This window comes from Pseudomonas sp. B16120, from assembly GCF_044218845.1.
Lineage (GTDB): Bacteria > Pseudomonadota > Gammaproteobacteria > Pseudomonadales > Pseudomonadaceae > Aquipseudomonas > Aquipseudomonas paracarnis.
Genome location: NZ_CP162588.1, coordinates 4,476,426 through 4,500,632, shown reverse-complemented (window position 1 = coordinate 4,500,632; position 24,207 = coordinate 4,476,426). Strand labels below are relative to the sequence as shown.

Below are 24,207 nucleotides of genomic sequence, written 5' to 3'. Positions count from 1 at the left end.
GCTGGATGACATCAAACGACTTTAATTTTGGTACGACGGTACCAATATCTTCTGCCTGACAGATTTAGAGGAACGACCGTGCATAACGTCGTCATCAGCGGCACTGGCCTGTACACCCCGGCCAACAGCATTTCCAACGAAGAGCTGGTGCAGTCTTTCAATGCCTACGTACAACAGTTCAACGCCGACAACGCCGCCGCTATCGAACGTGGCGATGTGCAGGCGCTGACCGAGTCGAGCGCGGCATTCATCGAAAAGGCATCCGGCATCAAGAGCCGTTTTGTGATGGACAAGGACGGCATCCTCGATCCACAGCGCATGGCTCCGCGCCTGCCCGAGCGCAGCAACGATGAATGGTCGGTGCTTTGCCAGATGGCCATCGGTGCCGCCGAACAAGCCCTGCAGCGCGCCGGCAAGACCGCCGCCGACATCGACGGCGTGATTGTCGCCTGCTCCAACCTGCAACGCGCCTACCCGGCGATCGCCATTGAAGTCCAGGAAGCCTTGGGTATCCAGGGTTTCGGTTTCGACATGAACGTGGCGTGTTCCTCGGCCACCTTCGGCATCCAGAACGCGGCCAACAGCATCCAGTTGGGCCAGGCCCGGGCGATCCTGATGGTCAACCCGGAAGTCTGCACCGGCCACCTGAACTTTCGTGACCGTGACAGCCACTTCATCTTCGGTGATGCCGCCACGGCGGTGATCCTGGAGCGTGCTGACCTGGCGACGTCCGAACATCAGTTCGACGTGGTGAGTACCAAGCTGCTGACCAAGTTCTCCAACAACATCCGCAACAACTTTGGCTTCCTCAATCGCACGGCGGAAGAGGGCATCGGCGCCCCCGACAAGCTGTTCGTGCAGGAAGGCCGCAAGGTGTTCCGTGATGTCTGCCCGATGGTGGCCGAATTGATCGGCGAGCACCTGGCAGAAAACCAGCTGAGTGTCACTGATGTGAAGCGTTTCTGGCTGCACCAGGCCAACCTGAGCATGAACCATCTGATCGTGAAGAAACTGCTGGGGCGCGACGCGTCAGTAGAAGAAGCACCGGTGATCCTCGATACTTACGCCAATACCAGCTCGGCCGGCTCGGTGATTGCGTTCCACACTTATCAGGATGACCTGCCCAAGGGCGCGGTTGCCGTACTCAGCTCCTTTGGCGCCGGGTATTCGATTGGCAGTGTGATCCTGCGCAAACGCTGAGTATGTGGCCGGACGCGGTCAACTGTGGGAGCTGGCTTGCCTGCGAAGGCATCGGCTCGGTGTGCCTGAATCACCGAGTCGTCTGGATCGCAGGCAAGCCAGCTCCCACATTGAGCGTATTTCCACGGCAAGATTGAGGTAAACGATGGCCGCAGCGGACGATGCGCACCTGCTTGAACGCCTGCTCAAGGGTGAGCAGCGGGCTTATAAGGATTTGGTCAACACGTACCAGAGTGCGATGCGGGCAGTGGCGTATGCCATCGTCGGCCAGCGCCATGCCGATGAGGTGGTGCAAGATGCCTGGCTCTCGGTGGTGCGCAACCTGGCCAAGTTCGAAGGGCGATCTAGCCTCAAGACATGGTTATTGACGATCACTGCCAATTCCGCAAAGAGCCGTTACAAACAAAATCGTCGGGAAGTCCTTCTCGACGATTTACCCTCGCCTCACGGCACTATCGGCGATGACCGCTTCAGCCCGGATGATGGCCATTGGGCTGTCGCCCCTTACGCTTGGCACCAGGACACCCCGGAAGCGCTGCTGACCGAAGATGAATTGCGCAAGTGCCTGGAGCATACGATTCTGAGTTTGTCCGAATTGCAAAGCAGTGTGCTGGTACTGCGTGAACGCCAGGGCCTGGAATTGGAAGAAATCTGTAATCTTCTGACCCTTTCACTCTCCAACGTCCGTGTGCTGTTGCATCGAGCGCGGCTTAAAGTCTTCGCCACGGTGGAGCATTTTGAGGAAACGGGTGAATGTTGACCTGTAAAGAACAAGTAGCGCGTTCCAGTGACTACCTCGATGGGCAATTGACCTTTCGGGAGCGTCTGCTGGTGCGTCATCACTTGATGTTCTGCCCGAACTGCCGGCGCTTTATCCGTCAGATGCGCCTGATGCAGGCAACGCTCAAGCGTATGCCGCAGGAGCCGGTGGAGGGGGTTGATGCGCTGGCCGAACAACTGGCAGCCGAGCGGCTTAAAGACATCATGTAGGAGCGAGCTTGCTCGCTCCTACATGTTAAGCGTTAGAACTTGGCTTCAGCATCCAACTGCAAGGTGTTGGTGTCGGCATCGCGCTGGGTCCGGCTGGCAAAGTCAGCCTTGGTCAGGAAGTAGGTGGCGCCGATGGCGAAGTTCTTGTCGATGTCGTAGCTGACTTTCATCTTGTGACCGCGCGAGCCGGTGGTGCCGTTGGCGAAGTCCGAATCGGTGAAGGCGCCGACGACGGCATTACGTTGAACGTCGCGGTAGTTGTAGTCCAGGTTCAAACCGAACACCTTGGACTTGGCACCCAGCAACCAGGCGGTGTCCTGGTCGGTCACCGCATCGTTGTTTTTCACGTACTGGCCGTAGAACGACAGCGGCACAGCCAGGCCACCGATGTCTGCTTGTGCAAAGCCTTCGTACAGGCGGAATTCGTTGTTGGCCGAGTTGCCGTTGACCGCCAATGCGCAAGGCGTGGTGGTGGTTGTGCAGCGGCTGTCTTCGTCGTTCTTGTAGGCGTAGATGCTGCCGCCCAAGGTCATTTTCAGGTTGTCGGTGACCGAGAAACGCGTACCCAACTGGCCGGACGTCAGGCGCAGGTCATGGCGAAATTGCACGCCGTCACCGTCGACGTTGTCCTTGAGGTTGTAGTTACCCAGGCTACCGAACAGCTCCGCGCTGCTACCCAGTGGGTATTTGTAGGTGACGGCCAGGCCTTCAGGGTTGATGTCGCTATCCCAGATCACATCGCCCATGTTCACCCACGGCTGCAGCATCTTGCCGCCGATCACGTGCAGGTTCTTGATCTGGTCCGGGTGGTAGTCGATGTAGCCGAGGTCCAGCCAGATCGACTTCTTATCGAAGTAGCCATCCTGGTCCTGGTTGGTGGAGCGTGCATCATCGCCGCCGCCGGTGGCGATACGGATACCGGTGTCCACCTGCGGGTTGATTTCGGTGTAGGCACCCAGGCGGGCACGAATGCGTTGACGGTCCTTGTCACGCCCACCGTTGTTGGGTTCGCCGTCGATCTTTATGGTTTCCTGGCGGAAGCGCACGTCACCCTTGAACTGGGTCTTGGCTGCCCAAGCCAATTTCTGGTCGAAGCTGCTCAGCTCGTTGGTTTTTTTCGCGGTGGCCGCGATCTGCTCGTTGGTCTCTTGTTGAGCCTGGCGTGCGATCTGCTGCTCTTTCTGATCCCTGGCCAGTTCCATTTGCAGTTCGGTGTACTGCGCCGCGGTGATCTGGCCGTTGGCCTTGAGCATGTCGAGCAATTTAGCGTCGACTGCAGCGCTGGCCGGAACGCTCAGTGCCAGCAACAGGCCGCCACACAGGACCGCCGCAGTTTTAGTGGAAGCAAGACGCATATCAATCTCCGAAAGTGAGGAGGGAGGGCAACACCCTCCAGGACACAACCGACCCATGACGGACGGAAAAAATGTCGCCCGGTAGACCCGGACGCTCTAAAAACTGGCGTCAGTATCGCGACCGTTTATGACGGAGTAGTGGCTAAGTGATTTCATCTAGATGACAAATCGTTACGCTACGGAACTAAGGGTTTTGAGCCCTGTCCGCGTGTTTTGAGGATGTGCGCGCGGCTGTGATCAGCGATACTCGCCAGGTTTTCATGCCAAGAAACAATGAGGATGCCGATGCCGCTGCAACGCCTGGACAGCTTGTCCGATATCGCTGCGCACACGTGGGATGCCCTGATGCCACAGGCCCAGCCGTTTATGCAGCATGGGTTTCTGAGTGCGCTGGAAGACAGCGCCAGCATCGGCCCGCATTCGGGCTGGCAGACGGAGCACTTGCTGCACTGGGAAGGCGACCGGTTGATGGCGGCATTGCCGGGTTATCGCAAATGGCATTCTTATGGCGAGTACGTGTTCGATCACGGGTGGGCCGACGCCTGCGAGCGCGCCGGCATCGACTATTACCCCAAGTTGCTGACGGCCGTGCCGTTCAGCCCGGTCGGTGGGCCGCGGGTATTGGCTGCCAGTGCCGCCGACGCTTTCGAATTGCTCAACAGCCTGCCGGGTTATCTGCAGATCGAAGGCCTGTCGAGCGCCCATATCAACTTTACCGATGCCCTCGCCGATCAAGCCATGGCCCAACACCCCGGCTGGTTGCAACGCTTGGGTTGCCAGTTTCATTGGCAAAACCGAGGCTACCGCGACTTCCAGGATTTCCTCGACGCCCTGAGTTCACGCAAGCGCAAACAGATGCGCAAAGAACGTGAACAAGTGGCAGGGCAGGGTATCGAGTTCGAGTGGTTGCAAGGCCATGAGCTGAGCGAAGCCCAGTGGGATTTTGTCTACGCCTGCTACGCCAACACCTACGCGGTGCGCCGGCAATCGCCCTACCTGACCCGCGCATTTTTCAGCCTGCTGGCTGAGCGCATGCCCGCAGCCATCCGCGTAGTCTTGGCCAAACAAGGCACGCGCCCGGTGGCCATGGCCTTCAGCCTGCTTGGCGGCGACAGCTTCTATGGCCGCTACTGGGGCTGCCTGGCGGAATTCGACCGCCTGCATTTCGAGACCTGTTTCTACCAAGGCATGGACTACGCCATCGCCCACGGCCTGCAACGCTTCGATGCGGGTGCCCAGGGGGAGCACAAATTGATTCGCGGGTTTGAGCCGGTGATTACGCGGTCATGGCACTACTTGCGCCACCCGGGGTTGAAGAGTGCCGTGGAGGATTTTCTTGAGCGAGAGCGGGTGGGGGTTCTGGCGTATGCCGAAGAGGCGAGGGCGGCCCTGCCTTATCGGCACTCTGACGGCACGTGAAACACCCTGTAGGAGCGAGCAAGCTCGCTCCTACAGGGATTGGGTCAAGCTGTTTTTTCTGCACCCAACCATCGGTACGTAATGCCGCCGATCACCGCGCCGAGGATCGGCGCGAGCCAGAACAGCCACAGTTGCTGCAGCGCCCAGCCGCCGACAATCAACGCAGGCCCTGTGCTGCGGGCCGGGTTGACCGAGGTGTTGGTCACCGGGATGGAGATCAGGTGGATCAGCGTCAGCCCCAGGCCAATGGCGATGGGCGCGAAGCCTGCCGGGGCTCGACGGTCGGTGGCGCCAAGGATGATCAGCACGAACATCGCCGTCATCACCAGCTCACAGACAAAGCCTGCCGCCATTGAATAACCTCCGGGTGAATGCTCGCCATAACCATTGCTTGCCAGCCCGGACGCTAGCTCGAACCCAGGCTTGCCGCTGGCGATGAAGTACAGCAGTGCGGCGGCGATGGCGCCACCGATCACTTGCGACACGATGTAGGCCGGCAACTCCCTGGCCGGGAATCTGCCGCCGACCACCAACCCCACCGAGACGGCCGGGTTAAGGTGACAGCCGCTGATATGCCCGATGGCAAATGCCATGGTCAGCACCGTGAGCCCAAAAGCCAGGGACACCCCGAGCAGGCCGATGCCAACGTTGGGGAACGCTGCGGCCAATACCGCACTCCCGCAGCCACCCAACACCAGCCAAAACGTACCCAGTCCTTCCGTTACGGAACGTTTGAACAGTGACATGAACACTTCCTTAGATTGCTCTATCTGATTAACGGTCTGTGTGGCTTCCCTGCCGCCTTAAATCAGGGCCCTCCTGGGGCCTGATTGCAGTACAGCAGGATTGTGTCGCAAGACCAGCCAGATAGAGAAAGCTGTCAGAATTGTTCGGAATTGAGCGGGGCTTTACCCAGCGAAATCAGTCTATGCCGACAAAACCCCCGGTCTGATGCTGCCATAACCGCGAATAAAGCCCGCCGTATGCCAGCAACTCGGAATGGCTGCCGCTCTCGGCAATCTGGCCTTTTTCCAGCACCACCAGACGGTCCATTCGTGCGATGGTCGACAACCGGTGCGCAATCGCAATCACCGTCTTGCCCTGCATCAGGGTTTCCAGGCTCTCCTGGATCGCCGCTTCCACTTCAGAGTCCAGCGCAGAGGTGGCTTCGTCCATGATCAGGATCGGCGCGTCCTTGAGCAGCACGCGGGCGATAGCGATACGCTGGCGTTGCCCGCCGGAGAGTTTCACGCCGCGCTCACCCACATGGGCATCCAGCCCGGTGCGGCCCTCGGAATCCGACAGCAGTGGGATGAACTCATCGGCGCGGGCCTTGTGCACCGCCGCCCAGAGTTCCTCGTCAGTCGCGTCGGGCTTGCCATACAGCAGGTTGTCGCGGATCGAGCGGTGCAGCAACGAGGTGTCTTGGGTGATCATGCCGATTTGCGCGCGCAGGCTTTCCTGGGCGACCTCGGCGATGTCCTGGCCGTCGATGAGGATGCGCCCGCCCTGCAGGTCGTACAGGCGCAGCAGCAGGTTGACCAGCGTCGATTTGCCCGCGCCGGATGGGCCGATCAAGCCGATCTTTTCCCCGGCCTTGATCTCAAGGTTGAGGCCGCCAATGATTCCGCTCTTCTTGCCGTAGTGGAAGTCCACTTGCTCAAAGCGTACCTGGCCGTGGGGCACCGTCAGGCGCGGAGCGTTTTCACGATCGATAACGGCCAGTGGCTGGGCGATGGTCTTCAGGCCGTCCTGCACGATACCGATGTTTTCGAAAATGCCGTTGACCACCCACATGATCCAGCCGGACATGTTGACGATGCGGATCACCAGGCCGGTGGCCAGGGCAATCGCGCCCACGGAAATCAGCGACTGGGTCCACAGCCACAGGGCCAGGCCGGTGGTGGTGACGATCAGCAGGCCGTTCAGAATACAGATCACGGTGTCCATGCTGGTGAGCACGCGGGCGGCCAGTTGGGTTTTTTCGGTCTGCTCGATGATCGCTTGCTTGGCGTATTCCTGTTCGTTCTGCGTATGGGCGAACAGCTTCAAGGTGGTGATATTGGTATAGCCGTCAACAATTCGGCCCATCAACTTGGAGCGCGCCTCCGAGGAGACCACCGAGCGTTCTTTCACCCGAGGCACGAAGTAACGCAAGGCCAGGCTGTAGCAAACGATCCAGGTGATCAGCGGAATCATCAGCCGCCAGTCGGCCTCGGCAAACAACACCAGGGCACTGATGGCGTAGATCGACACGTGCCAGATAGCTTCTGCGGTCGCCACCGCCGAGTCACGCAAGGAGTTGCCGGTTTGCATGATCCGCTGGGCGATGCGCCCGGCAAAGTCGTTCTGGAAGAAATTCAGGCTCTGTTTGAGCACGTAGCTGTGGTTCTGCCAGCGAATCAGGCTGGTCATGCCGGGATTGATGGTCTGGTGCACCAGCAAGTCATGCAGGCCGTTGAAGAGCGGGCGCAACAACAGGGCCACCACGGCCATCCAGATCAGCTCGGCGCTGTGGATCTGGAAGAAATTCGCCGGTGGCGTGCCCTGGGCCAGGTCGATGATGCGGCTCAGGTAGCTGAACAACGCGACTTCGATCAGGGCGCCGACCAGTCCCACTACCAAGAGCGCGGCGAAGCACGGCCACACCTGACGCAGGTAATAGAGATAGAAGGGCAGGACTTTTTCGGGAGGGGCCGCGCTGGGGGCGTCGCGGAAAATATCGATCAGTTGTTCAAAACGACGATAGAGCATTAGGTTTGACGCCCGCCGGGCGGGCTCTCCTTTCAAAGGTGCACGGTGCCATGCGGGCACCGTGCAAAGCTGCCTGCGGACCTCAGTCGATGCGCTTGGCCGACTTGATGATCACAGGATCGATAGGCACGTTCTGCATGCCTTGCTTGGTGGTGGTCTGGGAGTTGACGATGATGTCGACCACGTCCATGCCCTTGACCACTTTGGCGAACACGGCATAACCGGCATCGCGGCCCGGGTCGAGGAAGGCATTGTCAGCCACGTTGATGAAGAATTGGCTGGTGGCCGAATTCGGGTCATTGGTGCGAGCCATGGACAAGGTGCCACGCACGTTATGCAGGCCATTGCTGGCTTCGTTCTTGATCGGTGCTTCGGTCGGCTTTTGTGACATTTGCTGGGTGAACCCGCCGCCCTGGACCATGAAGCCCGGGATCACGCGGTGAAAGATCGTATTGGTGTAGAAGCCCTTGTCGACATAGGCCAGGAAGTTCTTGGTGCTGATCGGCGCCTTGACCGGGTCCAGTTCGATTTCAATCTGGCCGTTGGTGGTGTCGAGCAAAACATGTGGCGCCTTGGCCGGCTCAGCTGCCATCAGGTTGGCAGCAAACAAGGCGGAACCGGCAAAGAAGGCGATTTTTTTCAGCATGGGTCAGTGGTCCTGGGTAGTGGTTTCGACGGTCTTTAGAAAGTCGAGCAAGGTCGCGTTAAAGACCTCGGGTTGATCCAAGGGCGTGGCATGGCGGGAATCTTCGATGACCACCAGCCGCGCATCGGGCAGCAGTTTTACATAGATTTCTTTCTGCGCCACGGGGGTGTAGTCATGGTCGGCGCTGATGACCAGGGTTGGACAGGTAATTCTCGACAGTTGTTCCTGCACGCCCCAGCCCACAATGGCGTCGAAGCTGGCGAGATAAGCACGTTTGTCGTTTCTTGCCCAGCGCTCGGCCATCTTGCGGCGCAGGTCGGCCTGCTCAGGTTTGGGGAACAGCCGATCGCCCAGGGCCTTGCCGATGGTGCCCAGGCTGAGCACACGGGCCAGGGTCCAGCGTTTGGCCCACTGCCAATAGTCATCGGCACTGCGCACCTTGACCTCAGGCGTGCTGTTGACGATGCATAGGCTCTTGACCCGCCGGGGTTCATCCACCGCCAGTTGGAAGGCGATCATGCCGCCCATGGATAAACCCACCACGTGGGCCGCTGGCAGGTCGAGGTGTTCGATCAGCGCGATCAGGTCGAAGGTAAACCCCTTGATGCTGTAGCGCTCCCGGGGTTTGGCCGAGCGACCATGGCCGCGCACGTCAACCACGATCAGGTGGTAGTGTCGGGCGAGTACCGGTACTTGCAGTTCCCAATCCTGGCTGCTGGAGCCCAGGCCGTGAATCAGGATCAGCGGGTTGCCATGGCCATATTCTTCGTAATGCAGGCTGCAGCCTTCATGGTCGAACCAGGCCATGGATGAACTCCGTTTCAGGCTTGTTGAGGGGCGGCGAAGGGCGCGTCCAGGGGAGCGGTGTCAAAGGTGCGCAGCAATTCCACGAGGATCTGCGTGGCGGGCCCCAAGGGTTTGTCTTTGTTGGAGTACAGGTAAAACGTCGGGTTGCGACTGCCACCTTTTTCCAGGGGAAGCTGCTTGAGCACGCCCTCCTTGAGTTCGCGCTCGATCATGTGCCGGGGCAGCCAGGCAAAGCCCAGGCCGCTGGCGACGAAGGTGGCCGCGGTAGCGAGGCTGCCGACGGTCCAGCGCTGTTCGGCGCCGAGCCAGCCGACGTCGCGCGGTTGTTGGCGGCCGGAGTCACGGATCACCACCTGCATCTGGCTCTCCAGGTCGTGGAAACTCAGCTCACGGTTGAGGCGATGCAGCGAGTGATCGGGGTGGGCCACGGCGACGAACTCCACATCGCTCATTTCCGTGCCCAGGTAGCCCGGGATGATAAACCCGCAAATGGCCAGGTCCGCCATGCCGTCGAGCAGCAACTCTTCGACGCCGGACAGTACTTCTTCGCGCAGGCGCACCCGGCAGCCACGGCTTTGCGGCATAAAGGCGGTTAATGCGCGAACGAGACGTGCGCTGGGGTAGGCGGCGTCCACCACCAAGCGCACTTCGGCTTCCCAGCCCTGTTCCATATGATGAGCGAGGTCTTCCAGCTGGCTGGCGTTTTTCACCAATTGGCGGGATCGGCGCAGCAGCACCTCACCGGCCTCGGTCAGCACCGCCTTGCGCCCGTCGATACGCAGCAAGGGGACGCCGAGTTGGTCCTGCATGCGCGCCACGGTGTAGCTCACTGAAGATTGCGAACGATGCAGCGCTTCGGCGGCTTGGGCAAAGCCGCCATGGTCGACCACGGCTTGCAAGGTGCGCCATTGATCGAGGGTAACGCGGGGCGCTTTCAAGATGAGCTCCTCTTGTCCTAAGCTGGCGGTCCTTATTGGAGACTGCCGAATGAGAAAATTGTGTTGTGTGTTGCTGGCGCTGCTGCCGATGAGCGCGTTTGCCTATCCTATCGACGTGACGAAAAAGATCGATGGCGTGAGCATTGATTACACCGCCTCCGATGTGGACGGCGACATCAGTTCGATCCAGCTGAACAACTACGGCGCCCAGGACGCGGTGTGCAAGGTCACCTTTACCAACGGCCCGGAATCGCCACGCCGTCGTACCGTGACCGTGCCTGCTGGCAAAAGCACTAACACCACGGTCAAGTTCAACCGCGCCATCATCAAGATGCGTATTGCCCTGGACTGCGCGCCAAAATAAAGCAACAGCGGAGCGTGCTCACAGGAATACTCCGCTTATAAACAAATTTCTAGATGGGTTGTAGCAGTTTTTTGCGCTTTTTTATCGAATAGGCCCTGGTTAACCTTCTCTCCATCGACTTACAGCAATTACCGATGGAGCCTACGAAGCCATGTCCAATGTCCTGATCATCGAAAGCAGTGCGCGCCAGCAGGATTCCATTTCCCGCCAGCTCACCCAACAGTTCATCAGCCAATGGCAAGTCGCCCATCCGGCAGACCGCATCACCGTGCGCGACGTAGCGCTCAATCCGGTACCCCATCTGGATGCCAACCTGCTGGGCGGCTGGATGAAACCGGCGGAGCAGCGTAACGACGACGAACAGGTGTCCCTGGACCGCTCCAACGAGTTAACTGACGAACTGCTGGCCGCCGACGTGTTGGTGATGGCCGCGCCGATGTACAACTTCGCCATTCCGAGCACCCTTAAAGCCTGGCTGGATCACGTGTTGCGGGCGGGTGTGACCTTTAAATACACCGCCACCGGGCCCCAGGGTCTGTTGACCGGCAAGCGCGCTATCGTGCTCACCGCACGCGGTGGTATCCACACTGGCGCCACCTCGGATCACCAGGAACCGTACCTGCGCCAGGTCATGGCATTTATCGGCATTCATGACGTTACCTTCATTCACGCCGAAGGCGTCAACCTGGGCGGCGACTTCCAGGAGAAGGGCGTCAATCATGCCAAGGCGCAACTGGCCCAGGTCGCCTGAGGCGTTAATCGTCAGATAATCCCGTGCTGCTTATATAGCGCCACGCAAACCCTTCAAGTACGCGTATCGAACCTCCCTTTGCACTTTTGCTCCTGAGTGCTCCCGCCCGACTGCCGCTTTAGCGAGGTCGGGTTTTTTTTGCGCCGAGTTTCTTCAAAAACCAAAAAGCTTTAATGTCGCGCCCATTCGAAACGAGGCGCGCATGGGCTATCTACTGGTTGTCACCCTGATTCAGGCATTTTCCTTCAGCTTGATTGGCGAATACCTCGCCGGTCACGTCGACAGTTACTTTGCGGTGCTGGTGCGCGTGGTGCTGGCCGGGCTGATCTTTATTCCGCTGACGCGCTGGCGCTCGGTGGAGCCCGCGTTCATGCGCGGCATGTTGGTGATCGGTGCATTGCAGTTCGGCGTGACCTACGTATGTCTGTACCTGAGCTTTCGTGTGCTGACGGTGCCGGAAGTGCTGCTGTTCACCATCCTCACGCCGCTGCATGTGACCCTGATCGAGGACGCGCTTAATCGCCGCTTCAATCCCTGGGCGCTTGTGGCGGCCCTGGTGGCGGTGGGCGGTGCGGCGGTGATTCGTTTCGATCAGATCACCCCGCATTTCCTGATGGGGTTCTTGCTGCTGCAATTGGCCAATTTCACCTACGCCGCCGGGCAAGTCATGTACAAGCACCTGGTGGCGCGTTATCCCAGTGACCAGCCGCACTTCCGGCGTTTCGGTTATTTCTACCTGGGCGCCTTGATGGTGGTGTTGCCGGCGTTCCTGCTGTTCGCCAAGGCTGACTTCCTGCCGCAAGCGCCGCTGCAATGGGGCGTGCTGGTGTTCCTCGGGTTGGTCAGCACCGCGCTGGGCATGTACTGGTGGAACAAGGGTGCCTGCCTGGTCAATGGCGGCACCCTGGCGGTGATGAACAACCTGCATGTGCCGGTGGGGTTGCTGCTGAACCTGCTGATCTGGAACCAGCACGAACCGCTGGGCCGTCTGGCCCTGGGCGGTCTGGTGATTCTGGGGGCGGTGTGGATCAGCCGGCTGGGTGTGCGTCGGGCGGTGCCGTCTCCATCGTGATCACCACTTTGCCTTTGGCACGGCCTTGTTCGACGTAGTCCAGGGCCGCGGCTGTGGATTCGAAAGGGAAGGTTCGGTCGATGACCGGCCGGATAATCCCCGACTCGACCAGCGTGGTGATTTCATCCAGCTGCGCGCCACTGGCGCGCATGAAGACAAAGTCATAGCTCACGCCTTGCTTGCGCGCTTTCCTGCGGATACCGCTGCTCAACACGCCCATGACCAGGCCCAATACCCAGGGCAGGTTCTGGGCGCGGGCGAAGGCGGGTGTCGGCGGCCCGGAGATGGAGATGAGCTGACCGCCGGGCTTGAGAATCTTCAGTGACTTGGCCAGCGCATCTGGACCCAGGCTGTTCAGCACCACATCGTAATCCCGCAGCACGGTCTCGAAGGCTTGCTGTTTGTAGTCGACCACCACATCTGCGCCCAACGCCTTGACCCACTCGACATTGGCGGTGCTGGTGGTGGTGGCGACAAAAGCGCCCAAATGCTTGGCCAGCTGAATGGCGATACTGCCCACTCCGCCTGAGCCCGCATGAATGAACACCTTCTGGCCTTTCTTCAGCTTCGCGGTTTCCACCAGCACCTGCCACGCCGTGAGCGCGACCAGGGGCAGGGCCGCGGCTTGCTCCATGGTGATGTTGTCGGGTTTGCGCGCCAGTGCGTCTTCGTGCACGGCAATCCGCTCGGCGAAGGTGCCGATACGTTGCTGGGGCGGGCGAGCGTAGACTTCGTCCCCCGGCTTGAAGCGTCGTACCGCCGCGCCGACGCTGAGCACCACGCCGGCCAGGTCATTGCCCAGTGTCAACGGCAACGCATAGGGCAGGATCAGTTTGAATTCGCCCTTGGCGATCTTTGCATCCAGCACATTGACGCTGCTGGCCCGCACCTGAACCAGCACGTCATGCTCACCCACAACAGGCGCGGGGGCCTCGGTGAGGCGGCCGGGCTGTTTGCCGTACCGTTCGATGGAAAATGCCTTCATGGTTCAACGCTCGTTGCTTCGGTGAGAAGGGGCAGGCGCGCAGCACGCCTGCTACCGGTTGTTCAGGCGTTGGCCAGGTAACGCTCGGCAACCTGGGACTGCTTGATCTGTGCCAGCAAGCCTTGCCGCGCAGCCTGCAACGCGTCCCAACGGGCGCCGTCCTGCAACGGCGGAATGGTCACCGGCTCGCGGCGATCAAAACCCACCAACGCCGCGTCCACCAGATCGCCCACTTCCATCACGTCCGTGAGGGTGTTGATGTCAATGCCCGCCCGCTCCCAGATCTCGGTACGCGTGGCGGCGGGCAGCACGGCTTGCACGTACACGCCTTTGGGCGCCAGCTCCAGGCTCATGCCCTGGGACAGGAACAGCACGAACGCCTTGGTCGCGCCGTATACCGTCATGCCGAATTCCGGGGCCAGGCCCACTACCGAGCCAATGTTGATGATAGCGCCGTTGCCCGCTGCCGCCAGGCGCGGGGCGATGGCACTGGCCAGGCGCACCAGTGCAGTGGTGTTGAGGGCGACCAACTGCGCGACGCTGTCGGTGGACTGCTCGATAAAACCGCCAGACTGCGCGGCGCCGGCATTGTTGACCAGGGTGCCAATGTTGGCGTCCTCGCGCAGGCGCGCTTCAACTGCTGCCAGGTCAGCGGTCTGGGTCAGGTCGGCGGGGAGGATATCAATGCTGACGGCATGCTGTTCGCGCAGTCGGGCAGCGAGCGCTTCCAGGCGCGTGATGTCACGGGCGACCAGTACGAGGTCGTGGCCGCGTGCGGCAAAGCGTTCGGCGTAGGCGGCGCCAATGCCGGTCGAAGCGCCAGTGATCAGAACGGTGTTGGAAGTACTCATGGTGTGATGCTCTGTGAGTGCGAGGAGGTTTTATGATGTCGATCATAATCAAAGCTGTCAACGGTTTTGATTATGATCGACATCATAGTAATATGCCTATCTCGCACGCTGTCAGGACCACAGACATGAAGATCACCAAGGCGCAGTCACAGAGCAATCGGGCCCATATCGTCGCGACAGCTTCCGAGTTGTTTCGCGAGCGGGGTTTCGATGGGGTGGGCGTGGCCGAGTTGATGGCTGCGGCCGGTTTTACCCAAGGCGGCTTTTACAAGCACTTCGGTTCCAAGGCGGACTTGATGGCGGAAGCAGCCGCTAACAGCCTGGCGCAGTCACTGGCCGACAGCGCGGAGAGGGAGGTGGAGCAGTTTTTCGAGGTTTACCTGTCCAGGCAGCACCGCGACCATCGCGGCGGCGGATGCACATTGGCGGCGTTGTGTGCCGATGCCGCCCGTCAGTCGGACACGCTGAAGGCGACCTTTGCCGAGGGTTTGGAAAATACCCTGCAGGCCCTGGAGGCAAAGTACAACGCGGCTCATGACGGGCCAAAAGAAGACGTGCGGGCGAAAATGCTCGACAGCATGGCCCATGCCATCGGCGCAATCATGTTGTCGCGGGCGTGCCCGGATGATTCCGCCCTGGCCGATGAAGTGCTTGAGGTGTGCCGCAAGGAGATTACGGCATCACTGCCGTAATCCCGCGTGCATCACCTCATGCCGTTTCGGCCACGGGTACCTGAGTGGCCCCGGCCAATGCAGGCAGCACGCCGGCCCGCAGGTCGTTGCCGCTCGGCTGTTGATACAGGCTCAGCCCGAACTCCGGCAACACTGCCAATAGATAATCGAAGATATCGCCCTGGATCCGCTCGTAATCGCCCCACGCCGTGGTGCGGGTAAAGCAGTAGATCTCCAGCGGCACGCCCTGGGCGGTGGTTTGCATCTGGCGCACCATGCAGGTCATGTTCGGCTGGATGTCCGGGTGGCTTTGCAGGTACGCCAGGGCGTAGGCGCGGAAGGTGCCGAGGTTGGTCATGCGCCGACGGTTGGCCGACAGTTGCGCGCTGTGGCCCTGGGCCTCGTTCCAGGCCTTGAGTTCGGCCTGTTTGCGGCTGATGTAGCCGCTGAGCAAGTGCACCTGGGTCATGCGCACTTCTTCCTCATCGTTCAGGAAGCGTACGCCGCTGGCGTCGATGTACAGGCTGCGCTTGATACGGCGCCCACCGGAGGCCTGCATGCCACGCCAGTTCTTGAACGACTCGGACATCAGGCGCCAGGTGGGGATGGAGACGATGGTCTTGTCGAAGTTCTGCACCTTCACCGTGTGCAGCGTGATATCCACCACATCGCCATCGGCCCCGACCTGGGGCATTTCGATCCAGTCACCGACGCGCAGCATGTCGTTGCTGGTCAATTGCACACTGGCGACGAACGACAGCAGGGTGTCCTTGTACACCAACAGAATCACCGCCGACATCGCACCCAGGCCTGAGAGCAGCAACAGTGGCGAGCGGTCGATCAGGGTGGCGACGATGATGATCGCGCCGAACACGAACAGCACCATTTTCGCCAATTGCACATAGCCCTTGATCGAGCGGGTGCGTGCGTGTTCGGTGCGTGCGTAGATATCCAGCAGCGCGTTGAGCAGGGCACTCATGGCCAAAACCATGAACAGAATGCTGATCGCCAGGGCGACGTTGCCGATGAACAGGATGGCGGTCTTGCTCAGGTCCGGCACCAGGTACAGACCGAACTGGACCACCAGCGACGGCGTCATTTGCGCCAGGCGATGGAAGACTTTGTTATGCCGCAGGTCGTTCAGCCAGTGCAGGGCCGGCTGCCGGCCGAGCAATTTGACCGCGTGCAGGATGAGGTAACGGGCGACCCGTCCCACCACCAATGCCACCACCAGCAACACCAGCAAGCCGAGGCTGGAATGCAGGACCGGGTGTTCATCTAGGGCGCCCCAAAGGTCTTGGACGTTGAGCCAGAGCTGTTTGATATCCATGCGTGAACCGATTCTTCTGTAAGACAACACGGGGCGATTAGAGCATTTAAGTGCAACAAAGTTGACGCTCTGGACAAAATCGCTGACAAAAAAGCAGCTGATTAGCCCCGTTCGCGTAAAGAAACTCGGTTTGGGCGCCCGAAACCGGTAACCTATGCAGCTGATATTTGTATTTCTTCGAGGTAGCACCCGTGTTTTCCCAATTCGCCCTGCACGAACGCCTGCTTAAAGCCGTGGCCGAGCTTAAATTTGTCGAGCCTACGCCTGTGCAAGCAGCGGCCATCCCGCTCGCGCTGCAAGGGCGTGACCTGCGGGTGACGGCGCAAACCGGCAGCGGCAAGACCGCCGCTTTCGTCCTGCCGGTACTTAACCGCCTGATCGGCCCGGCCAAGGTGCGCGTCAGCATCAAGACCCTGATCCTGCTGCCGACCCGCGAGCTGGCCCAGCAAACCCTGAAGGAAGTCGAACGCTTTTCGCAGTTCACCTTCATCAAGTCCGGCATCATCACCGGTGGCGAAGACTTCAAGGTCCAGGCCGCGATGCTGCGCAAGGTGCCGGACATCCTGATCGGCACCCCAGGGCGCATGATCGAGCAACTCAACGCTGGCAACCTTGATCTCAAGGAAGTCGAAGTGCTGGTGCTCGACGAAGCCGACCGCATGCTCGACATGGGCTTTGCCGATGATGTGCAACGTCTGGTCGGCGAGTGCGTCAACCGCCAGCAGACCATGCTGTTCTCCGCCACCACCGGTGGTTCGACCCTGCGCGACATGGTCGCCAAGGTGCTGAACAACCCTGAGCACTTGCAGGTCAACAACGTCAGCGACCTGAACGCCACCACGCGTCAGCAGATCGTTACCGCTGACCATAACGTGCATAAAGAACAGATCCTGAACTGGTTGCTGGCCAACGAGACCTACCAGAAGGCCATCGTGTTCACCAACACCCGTGCCGCCGCCGACCGTATCTACGGGCGCCTGGTTGCGCAGGAATACAAGGCGTTCGTGCTGCACGGCGAGAAAGACCAGAAGGACCGCAAGCTGGCCATCGACCGTCTCAAGGCGGGCGGCGTGAAGATCCTGGTGGCCACCGACGTTGCCGCGCGCGGCCTCGACGTGGACGGCCTGGACCTGGTGATCAACTTCGACATGCCCCGCAGCGGCGACGAATACGTGCACCGCATCGGCCGTACCGGACGGGCCGGCAACGATGGCCTGGCCATCTCGCTGATCTGCCACGGCGACTGGAACCTGATGTCGAGCATCGAACGCTACCTGAAGCAGTCGTTCGAGCGCCGCACCATCAAGGAAGTCAAAGGCACGTACACCGGGCCGAAGAAGGTCAAGGCGTCGGGCAAGGCCGTTGGCGTGAAGAAGAAAAAGACCGACGCCAAGGGCGATAAGAAGAAAACCGCCGCCAAGTCACCGACCAAGCGTAAGATCGCTAACCGGCCGAAGACCGACAACCTGTCGCTCGTCAGCAAGGACGGCATGGCCCCGCTCAAGCGCCGCAAGCCAGAAGCTCCGGCTGCCGAATAAGCAGGCGGGCCTAAAAAAACCGGACGATGTCCGGTTTTTTTTCGCCATCAGCGTCGCGCTGTGCTCAACGCTTCCCCGCAGCTTCTCTGAGCTCCTTGAGCCGCGCATCGATCAACTGGCACTTGTCGGGAAACTCGGCGCTTTCGGTATCCAGGTCCATCTTCTGTAACTGGTCATTCATCTCCTTGGCCTTGGTCGGGTTCTGCTCGGTGAGCTTGGTCACTTCCTTGGCCAGTTCCTCCCGCTTGGTCGTGGCCTCCTCGGGCGTGCAGCCCCAGGCGGGCAGGGCGCTTATCAGCGTGGCGGCGAGAGTCAGCTTCATCAAGGTTTTCATGGTCGGACTTCCTTGGCAGTGATGTGCAGTTGAGGTGGCAAACCTCTGCAAAGTTCAGAGAAATGACGCCCGTCCGTTTGGTTGAACGGCCCGTGCCGGAACGTGTCACTCCCTAAGACGGGCTAACTCCATCGGCCTGCAGGAGGAATCAGGATGACGACTTACAATTGGGATCTGATCGAACGTCTGCTGCATGAAGTGCAGAACGGCGAGGGCAGCTTTGCCCCGCGCAAATACGCCGAACAGGAAGCGGCCGAGAAGGCGACGGCCGGCGAGGACACTGGCAACCTGGACGCGCTGAAGAAGACCGCTGCCGACTACGAGGCGCTGCTGTTCAAGCGTGGCTTTATTGAGTCGCGGCCTGAGGAAGAGGGCGGCAATGGCGAGAACTTCATCCTGACGGCGCTGGGGGCGCAATTGCTGGCGCTGATCGACAGTTCGATTCCGGGCAATGATCATCCGCGTCAGGTGTTGGATGAACAAGCGGATGCGCTTGATCCGGCAACGTTCGCGGAAGTGGCCTCAAAAGCCCAGATCGCCTGATCCTCTTATGCCCCCGGCGCCCCTGAGGGTGCCGGGTGAACCTGTCGAATCGGTAATCTGCCGCTAAGGTTGCTGACAGCCGGCGACTCCTAATCTGCTGCCATTCAACTCACGGACTTGAATCGGCATGCACTCCACAACCTCCAGACGCACATTCGTCAAAGGCCTGGCCGCAGGCGGCCTGTTGGGCGGGCTCGGGCTTTGGCGCCCCCCTGTGTGGGCACTGATCAGCCCCGGCCAGCCCACGGTGCTCGCCGGCAGCGAGTTTGACCTGTTTATTGACCAGACCCCGGTCAACCTGACAGGCCAACCGCGCACCGCGTTGACCGTCAACGGCAGCCTGCCCGGCCCGCTGTTACGCTGGCGGGAGGGCGACACCGTGACCCTGCGCGTGAAAAACCGCCTTGGCGAGCCCACTTCGATCCACTGGCACGGCATCCTGTTGCCATCGACCATGGACGGCGTGCCCGGCCTGAGCTTCAAGGGCATCGAACCGGGCGGCCTTTACGTTTACCAGTTCAAGGTCAAGCAGCACGGCACCTACTGGTACCACAGCCATTCCGGGCTTCAGGAGCAGCAGGGCGTGTACGGTCCGCTGGTTATCGATCCCAAGGAACCCGAGCCTTATAGCTACCAGCGCGATTACGTGGTGATGCTGTCGGACTGGACCGACGAAGACCCCGTCGCCCTGATGAAAACCCTCAAGAAGCAGTCCGATTACTACAACCTGCACAAACCCACCCTGGGCGATTTTATCCGGGATGTGGGCAAGCAGGGCTGGTCGGCCACGGCTGCCGACCGGCTGATGTGGGCGCAAATGAAGATGAACCCCACCGACCTTGCGGACGTCAGCGGCGAGACCTACACCTACTTGCTCAACGGCCAGCCGCCTGGACAGAACTGGACCGGAGTGTTCAAGGCGGGGGAAACGATTCGCCTGCGTTTTATCAATGGCTCGGCGATGACCTATTTTGATGTGCGCATTCCAGGGTTGAAAATGACCGTCATCGCCGCGGATGGTCAGCCGGTAAAGCCGGTAAGTGTCGACGAGTTCCGTATCGCCGTGGCGGAAACCTACGACGTGCTGGTCGAGCCTGTGGCAGAGGCTTACACCCTGTTTGCTCAGTCCATGGACCGCACAGGCTATGCCCGTGGCACCCTCGCCCGGCAGATGGGAGCGACCGCCTCAGTTCCACTGCTTGATCCGCGCCCGTGGCTGACCATGGAGGACATGGGCATGGGCGGCATGGACCACGGTGCCATGGCCGATATGCCGGGCATGGAAGGCATGGATCACAGTGCCATGGGCGCGATGGCCATGCAGAAACACCCCGCCAGCGAGCAAAACAACGCGCTGGTAGACATGCAGGCGATGAACCCGGTGCCCAAGCTGGACGACCCTGGAATCGGCCTGCGCCACAATGGCCGCCGGGTGCTCACCTATGCCGACCTGCGCAGTACCTTCGAAGACCCCGATGGCCGCGACCCCTCCCGCACCGTCGAATTGCATCTCACCGGGCATATGGAAAAGTTCGCCTGGTCGTTCAATGGCGTGAAGTTTTCCGATGCCGAGCCCTTGCAACTGACTTATGGCGAGCGCGTGCGGGTGGTGCTGGTCAACGACACCATGATGGCCCACCCGATTCACCTGCATGGCTTATGGAGCGACCTGGAGGACGAAAACGGCCAGTTCCTGGTGCGCAAACACACCATCGACATGCCACCGGGCTCCCGTCGCAGTTACCGCGTCACCGCCGATGCCTTGGGGCGCTGGGCCTATCACTGCCACCTGCTGTACCACATGGAAATGGGCATGTTCCGCGAGGTGCGCGTGCATGAATAAGGAAGCGAGCATGAACCGTTGCGTCTCGTCCCTTTGCATCGCTTTCGCCACGCTGGGGTTCGCCCCATGGGCGTTGGCGGCCGAGGATGAACTTCAGGGCATGAGCCCGGCGACGCCAGCGCTGGCGCAAAGCCGTACGCCGATTCCGGCGCTGACCGACGCAGACCGTGCAGCGGTCTACAACGCGCCGGGAGGGCATCAGGTGCACGACAGCGGCGTCAACTCGATGCTACTGGTCAACCAGTTGGAATGGCAGGGCGGCGACGGCAACGCGCAGACTTGGGACATCAAGGGTTGGGTCGGCGGTGACATCGACCGGTTGTGGCTACGCAGTGAAGGCGAACGCAGCGCCGGCCGCACTGAAAGCGCCGAAGCCCAAGCGTTATGGGGGCACGCAATCAGCCCGTGGTGGGATGTGGTCGGCGGCGTGCGCCAGGACTTCAAGCCCGGTGCTAGCCAGAGCTGGGCGGCCTTTGGCCTACAAGGCATGGCGCTCTACAACTTCGAGGCCGAAGCCACGTTGTTTGTCGGCGAATCGGGGCATACCGCCGCACGCCTTGAGGGTGACTACGACATTCTGCTCACCAATCGCCTGATCCTGCAGCCGACCGCCGAACTCAACTTCTATGCGCAGAACGATCCGCAACGCGGCGTTGGTTCGGGCTTGGCGGAAAGTGAACTGGGCCTGCGCTTGCGCTACGAAGTTCGCCGCGAGTTTGCGCCATATGTCGGTCTCAGCTGGAACCGCACTTATGGCCAGACCGCGCAATACGCACGGGACGAAGACGAAGACATCAATCAACTGCGCTGGGTTGTCGGCGTGCGCTTGTGGTTCTGACGGGTTTCCCTTTTTATTATTCGCCGCCTGGCGCGGCCTGGAGTCTTGCATGTCTATGTTGAAAACCACGCTGCTGGGTGCTGCGCTGTGGGTAGGTTTAAGTCTTAGCCTGCCCGCTTCGGCCCACCCCAAGCTGCTGTCATCCATTCCGGCGGCAGGCGCACAGGGCGCCGCTCCCGCAGTGATTGAATTGCATTTCTCAGAAAACCTGCTGACCCAGTTTTCCGGGGCCAAGTTGATCATGACCGACATGCCGGGCATGCCCAATTCGCCGATGCCGGTGAAGGCCAGCGTGTCGGCGAGCAGCGACCCCAAGGTGATGTTGATCAAGCCGGTCTCCGCACTTACCACCGGCAGCTATCGGGTGGATTGGCGTGCCGTGTCGTCCGATACACATCCGATCACCGGTAATGTGGTGTTCAGCGTGCAGCCATGAGTGAGCTGATCTCCATCGCATTGCGCTTCGCGCTCTATCTCGACCTGATGATGCTATTTGGATTGGGACTGTTCGGCCTTTATGGTCTGCACGCTGAGCAACGTAGATGGCTCAATCTAAGGGCATGGATGGGATTGACGGGCGGCTTGGGGCTGGCGTTTTCGGTGGCGTCGCTATTGGTCATGACCCAATCCATGAGCGGCGCCACTGATTGGCAGGCGCTATGGCCGCATGTGCAGATGATGCTGTGGCAGACCGACTTGGGGCTGACGTGGTGGGTGCGTATCGCGGCGCTGGTCCTGGCGGCACTGAGCACTCATCTGGCGCTGGCCACGCTGTCGGCTGGCGTGGCGTTGGCCACCCTGGTGTGGACAGGGCACGGCGTAATGCACGAAGGCGTGCAAGGTGTGTGGCATATCGTCAGCGACAGTGCACACCTGTTGGCAGCGGCGGGTTGGGTGGGGGCGTTGGCGGCATTCGGTTTGTTGTTGATGCCTGCGCCGTTGCCACAGGATGATCGAGTGCAGGTTCTGGCCAGCGCATTGGCAGGCTTTGAGCGCATTGGCGCGGGATTTGTCTTGGTGCTGATCGGCACTGGCGTTGCCAATTATCTGTTTGTTGTCGGGCCGAATCTGGGGGGCATCAACGGCGGAGTCTACGCGGTGCTGCTATGCCTGAAGCTGGGGTTGTTCGGCGTGATGCTGGCCTTGGCGGCGCTCAATCGCTTTCACCTGACGCCGCTTCTGCAACAATCTATCGCGGCGGGCGATTATAACGTGGCGATCCGTGCGTTACGGCGCAGCATGGCCCTGGAGTTTGGCGCTGTGGTGCTCATCCTTGGCCTGGTGGCCTGGCTGGGCACCTTGGCGCCTGACTAAGACTGTGCGCTTTTCAGGCATTTAAGCGTCTGGAAGTCGCTGCGGACCTTGTCGATTTTCTGGGTGAGTTTCACGCGCTGCGCTGGGGAGCTTTGGGCCATCACGTCCACGAGCAAGCCGCGCGCGGCGGCTTCGGTCTGTGCGTAGGCGGCGCGGTATTGCGGGGTCCACAGGCTTTCGCGATCCACCAGCAGTTGCTGGATTTTCTGCGGGAAATCGGCATTGTGGCGTTGTTGCAGCGCCTCGATAAATTGCGCCTGCCAATGGGCGCGGTTGCCGATCCACGCTTGGTTTTGCGCGCCCAACTCGGCCGACCACGCCGTGACGCGGTTTTGCTGGCCTGGGCTCAACGGGCCGATCCAGGCGTCCAGGCGCTTGCTCATACGCTCGGCGCGTTCCTTGATTTGTTGAGCCAGTGGTGGCTTGAGGTATTCGTCCTGGCGCTTGCGCAGGTCCTTGGCCAGAGCATCGCTCATGTCTTTGACCTGCTGATCGTCCAGGCCTTGCAGCAATTGCACAGCTGAGGGCGTGATTTCCCGAGCAATCTCGGCAATTGCCTGTTTGGCTTCGACAGTACGGGTTTGCAATGCGGCGTCGGTGACCTGGTTACTGTCGACCATCTGCTGCAGGCGGTCGAGCCAGTCCAGGTAGCCAGGCAATTGCGTGGTGCAGTGCCAGGCCAGGTGTTCCTTGAGGGTGTCGTTGAACCAGCTCTTTTGCCCGGCATTCATGTCCAGGTAGTCGTTGAGGGTCCAGGGGATGATCACGTCGAGGTTACGGTAGGCCAGGCCCACGCGATTGCAGCCGGCGAGCACCAGGCTCAGGGTCAGCAGTACCATCAGGAATTTGAGCCGGCGCAACATGGGCAGGTCCTTGCATGGAGGGCGTTAATGCATGTGAACCTGCGCGGGGTGCGACAGTTCAGCCCATCAATAAAACGACCGCGCGGCCTTCAAGGTCAACAGCCCATCACATTGCGAGTTGTGTCCGGAGTAGGCCGAGCAGTCACTGCCGCTGAGGCTGGAGCCGCTGTAGATCAGGTCCAGGTCAATGCCTTTCCAGGCCCGGGAAAACTGCACCGACCAATCGCTGAAACTGCTGATGGCGCCGTTCTCTACCGAGACCGGTGTGCCCAGTTGATGGGTGGTGTACTTCATGCTGACGCCGATGCCGAAAGGCTGGGTGCCGCCCAGGTCGGCAAACAGGGTACTGTCCTGGCGGTCGGGGTCGTTGCTGAAGGACACGCCAAAGCGGTTGCCCAACAGGTTCAGCCCGCCGTAGAACTCCTGGCTGTCGAGGGGGCTGACCTTGGGGTAGCTGTAGTGGATCAAGCCGACTTCGTAGCCCAGGGTCTGGTCGAACGGACGCTTGAAGCCCATGTAGGAGTCGACTTCAAGGTTATTGGCCGACGACAGGCCCATATTTGGGGAAAACTGGCCGAAATACAGGCCGCTGTCGTGGGTAAGGTCCAGGCCACCGTGGAACGAGTCGCTGCCAGGGGCGGTCGGCTTGACCAGGCCCTGGGCCATGGTGCGGCTGGGGGTTGTACCTAATTTCAGGTCGAAGTCACCCAATTCGCGCTGGAAGATATGCGCTTGGGCCAAAGGGCTGGCGACCAGGAGGCTGACCACGAAAATACAGCGTTTAAGCATGCTTCACTCCAT

The 24,207-nt window shown here is 60.5% G+C and carries 26 protein-coding genes; 14 read left to right on the top strand and 12 right to left on the bottom strand.

The genetic code is table 11. The features are described from left to right. Nucleotides 1-78: 78 nt before the first annotated feature. From AB4P90_RS20990 to AB4P90_RS20980, 3 genes are all read left to right on the top strand, one after another. A complete protein-coding gene (locus AB4P90_RS20990; RefSeq protein WP_003193141.1) occupies nt 79-1,200 on the top strand; it encodes a beta-ketoacyl-ACP synthase III in 1,122 nt (373 codons plus the stop codon). A 145-nt stretch (nt 1,201-1,345) separates the two neighbouring features. Further along, entirely contained in the window at nt 1,346-1,960 is a 615-nt protein-coding gene (locus AB4P90_RS20985) for an RNA polymerase sigma factor (protein WP_014719433.1), read from the top strand. Then, on the top strand, nt 1,954-2,190 hold the full coding sequence (locus tag AB4P90_RS20980; RefSeq protein ID WP_020302662.1) for an anti-sigma factor: 237 nt from the start codon (nt 1,954-1,956) through the stop codon (nt 2,188-2,190). The genes AB4P90_RS20985 and AB4P90_RS20980 overlap by 7 nt, the downstream gene beginning before the upstream one ends. Nucleotides 2,191-2,222: 32 nt before the next feature. On the opposite strand, the gene AB4P90_RS20975 is transcribed toward AB4P90_RS20980, so the two are convergent. Next, nucleotides 2,223-3,545, bottom strand: coding sequence for a putative porin (locus AB4P90_RS20975; protein WP_003193136.1), 1,323 nt, complete (start codon nt 3,543-3,545; stop codon nt 2,223-2,225). 285 nt (nt 3,546-3,830) lie between these two features. Here AB4P90_RS20975 and AB4P90_RS20970 point away from each other — a divergent pair, with 285 nt between their 5' ends. Then, nucleotides 3,831-4,964 carry a GNAT family N-acetyltransferase gene (locus tag AB4P90_RS20970; RefSeq protein ID WP_014719431.1) on the top strand — a complete coding sequence of 378 codons (1,134 nt, stop codon included), beginning with the start codon at nt 3,831-3,833 and terminating at the stop codon, nt 4,962-4,964. 44 nt (nt 4,965-5,008) lie between these two features. On the opposite strand, the gene aqpZ is transcribed toward AB4P90_RS20970, so the two are convergent. The 5 genes from aqpZ to AB4P90_RS20945 form a co-directional block, all read right to left on the bottom strand. Beyond that, nucleotides 5,009-5,710: an aquaporin Z gene (aqpZ, locus tag AB4P90_RS20965; protein WP_019820470.1), complete on the bottom strand. Its 702-nt coding sequence runs from the start codon at nt 5,708-5,710 to the stop codon at nt 5,009-5,011. 175 nt (nt 5,711-5,885) lie between these two features. Next, nucleotides 5,886-7,718, bottom strand: a complete 1,833-nt coding sequence (locus AB4P90_RS20960; RefSeq protein ID WP_073527169.1) for an ABC transporter ATP-binding protein — start codon at nt 7,716-7,718, stop codon at nt 5,886-5,888. An 82-nt stretch (nt 7,719-7,800) separates the two neighbouring features. Beyond that, nucleotides 7,801-8,364 carry a peptidylprolyl isomerase A gene (locus AB4P90_RS20955; RefSeq protein WP_014719428.1) on the bottom strand — a complete coding sequence of 188 codons (564 nt, stop codon included), beginning with the start codon at nt 8,362-8,364 and terminating at the stop codon, nt 7,801-7,803. Between the two features lie 3 nt (nt 8,365-8,367). After that, entirely contained in the window at nt 8,368-9,171 is an 804-nt protein-coding gene (locus AB4P90_RS20950; RefSeq protein ID WP_032903108.1) for an alpha/beta fold hydrolase, read from the bottom strand. A gap of 14 nt (nt 9,172-9,185) precedes the next feature. Beyond that, nucleotides 9,186-10,109, bottom strand: coding sequence for a LysR family transcriptional regulator (locus AB4P90_RS20945; RefSeq protein WP_014719426.1), 924 nt, complete (start codon nt 10,107-10,109; stop codon nt 9,186-9,188). A 49-nt stretch (nt 10,110-10,158) separates the two neighbouring features. Between AB4P90_RS20945 and AB4P90_RS20940 the strand changes: the two genes are divergently transcribed. From AB4P90_RS20940 to AB4P90_RS20930, 3 genes are all read left to right on the top strand, one after another. After that, nucleotides 10,159-10,473 (top strand): 3-phosphoglycerate kinase, encoded by a 315-nt coding sequence (locus AB4P90_RS20940; RefSeq protein WP_014719425.1) that lies wholly within the window; start codon nt 10,159-10,161, stop codon nt 10,471-10,473. 151 nt (nt 10,474-10,624) lie between these two features. Continuing rightward, the gene (locus AB4P90_RS20935; RefSeq protein WP_014719424.1) at nt 10,625-11,224 is read left to right on the top strand and encodes an FMN-dependent NADH-azoreductase; all 600 of its coding nucleotides are present in this window, start codon (nt 10,625-10,627) and stop codon (nt 11,222-11,224) included. A 202-nt stretch (nt 11,225-11,426) separates the two neighbouring features. After that, nucleotides 11,427-12,296: a carboxylate/amino acid/amine transporter gene (locus tag AB4P90_RS20930; RefSeq protein ID WP_060767370.1), complete on the top strand. Its 870-nt coding sequence runs from the start codon at nt 11,427-11,429 to the stop codon at nt 12,294-12,296. Here AB4P90_RS20930 and AB4P90_RS20925 read toward each other — a convergent pair. Beyond that, on the bottom strand, nt 12,253-13,281 hold the full coding sequence (locus tag AB4P90_RS20925) for an NADP-dependent oxidoreductase (RefSeq protein WP_020302666.1): 1,029 nt from the start codon (nt 13,279-13,281) through the stop codon (nt 12,253-12,255). The genes AB4P90_RS20930 and AB4P90_RS20925 overlap by 44 nt on opposite strands. Before the next feature lie 62 nt (nt 13,282-13,343). Further along, nucleotides 13,344-14,132 carry an SDR family oxidoreductase gene (locus AB4P90_RS20920; protein WP_014719421.1) on the bottom strand — a complete coding sequence of 263 codons (789 nt, stop codon included), beginning with the start codon at nt 14,130-14,132 and terminating at the stop codon, nt 13,344-13,346. Between the two features lie 125 nt (nt 14,133-14,257). On the opposite strand from AB4P90_RS20920, the gene AB4P90_RS20915 reads away from it, so the two are divergent. Then, a complete protein-coding gene (locus AB4P90_RS20915; protein WP_014719420.1) occupies nt 14,258-14,824 on the top strand; it encodes a TetR/AcrR family transcriptional regulator in 567 nt (188 codons plus the stop codon). Between the two features lie 16 nt (nt 14,825-14,840). Here the strand turns inward: AB4P90_RS20915 and AB4P90_RS20910 are convergent, their stop codons facing one another. Continuing rightward, nucleotides 14,841-16,133: a mechanosensitive ion channel family protein gene (locus tag AB4P90_RS20910; protein WP_014719419.1), complete on the bottom strand. Its 1,293-nt coding sequence runs from the start codon at nt 16,131-16,133 to the stop codon at nt 14,841-14,843. A 191-nt stretch (nt 16,134-16,324) separates the two neighbouring features. On the opposite strand from AB4P90_RS20910, the gene AB4P90_RS20905 reads away from it, so the two are divergent. Further along, complete coding sequence (locus AB4P90_RS20905) at nt 16,325-17,671, top strand: DEAD/DEAH box helicase (RefSeq protein WP_014719418.1); 1,347 nt, start codon at nt 16,325-16,327, stop codon at nt 17,669-17,671. A gap of 64 nt (nt 17,672-17,735) precedes the next feature. Here AB4P90_RS20905 and AB4P90_RS20900 read toward each other — a convergent pair whose 3' ends face one another. After that, nucleotides 17,736-18,005, bottom strand: coding sequence for a hypothetical protein (locus AB4P90_RS20900; RefSeq protein ID WP_014719417.1), 270 nt, complete (start codon nt 18,003-18,005; stop codon nt 17,736-17,738). Nucleotides 18,006-18,158: 153 nt separating this feature from the next. Here AB4P90_RS20900 and AB4P90_RS20895 point away from each other — a divergent pair, with 153 nt between their 5' ends. From AB4P90_RS20895 to copD, 5 genes are all read left to right on the top strand, one after another. Continuing rightward, nucleotides 18,159-18,548: a hypothetical protein gene (locus AB4P90_RS20895; protein ID WP_014719416.1), complete on the top strand. Its 390-nt coding sequence runs from the start codon at nt 18,159-18,161 to the stop codon at nt 18,546-18,548. Between the two features lie 127 nt (nt 18,549-18,675). Continuing rightward, nucleotides 18,676-20,391, top strand: a complete 1,716-nt coding sequence (locus AB4P90_RS20890; RefSeq protein WP_014719415.1) for a copper resistance system multicopper oxidase — start codon at nt 18,676-18,678, stop codon at nt 20,389-20,391. A 10-nt stretch (nt 20,392-20,401) separates the two neighbouring features. Next, a complete protein-coding gene (locus tag AB4P90_RS20885) occupies nt 20,402-21,229 on the top strand; it encodes a copper resistance protein B (protein WP_014719414.1) in 828 nt (275 codons plus the stop codon). A 49-nt stretch (nt 21,230-21,278) separates the two neighbouring features. Then, entirely contained in the window at nt 21,279-21,665 is a 387-nt protein-coding gene (gene copC, locus AB4P90_RS20880; protein ID WP_003193103.1) for a copper homeostasis periplasmic binding protein CopC, read from the top strand. Further along, nucleotides 21,662-22,543, top strand: coding sequence for a copper homeostasis membrane protein CopD (gene copD, locus AB4P90_RS20875; protein WP_003193101.1), 882 nt, complete (start codon nt 21,662-21,664; stop codon nt 22,541-22,543). Before copC ends, copD begins: the two co-directional genes overlap by 4 nt. Here the strand turns inward: copD and AB4P90_RS20870 are convergent. Together AB4P90_RS20870 and AB4P90_RS20865 are read right to left on the bottom strand one after the other, a co-directional pair. After that, entirely contained in the window at nt 22,540-23,406 is an 867-nt protein-coding gene (locus AB4P90_RS20870; RefSeq protein WP_395605346.1) for a DUF6279 family lipoprotein, read from the bottom strand. The genes copD and AB4P90_RS20870 overlap by 4 nt on opposite strands. Before the next feature lie 66 nt (nt 23,407-23,472). Further along, a complete protein-coding gene (locus tag AB4P90_RS20865) occupies nt 23,473-24,195 on the bottom strand; it encodes a TorF family putative porin (RefSeq protein WP_019820453.1) in 723 nt (240 codons plus the stop codon). Nucleotides 24,196-24,207 lie beyond the last annotated feature (12 nt).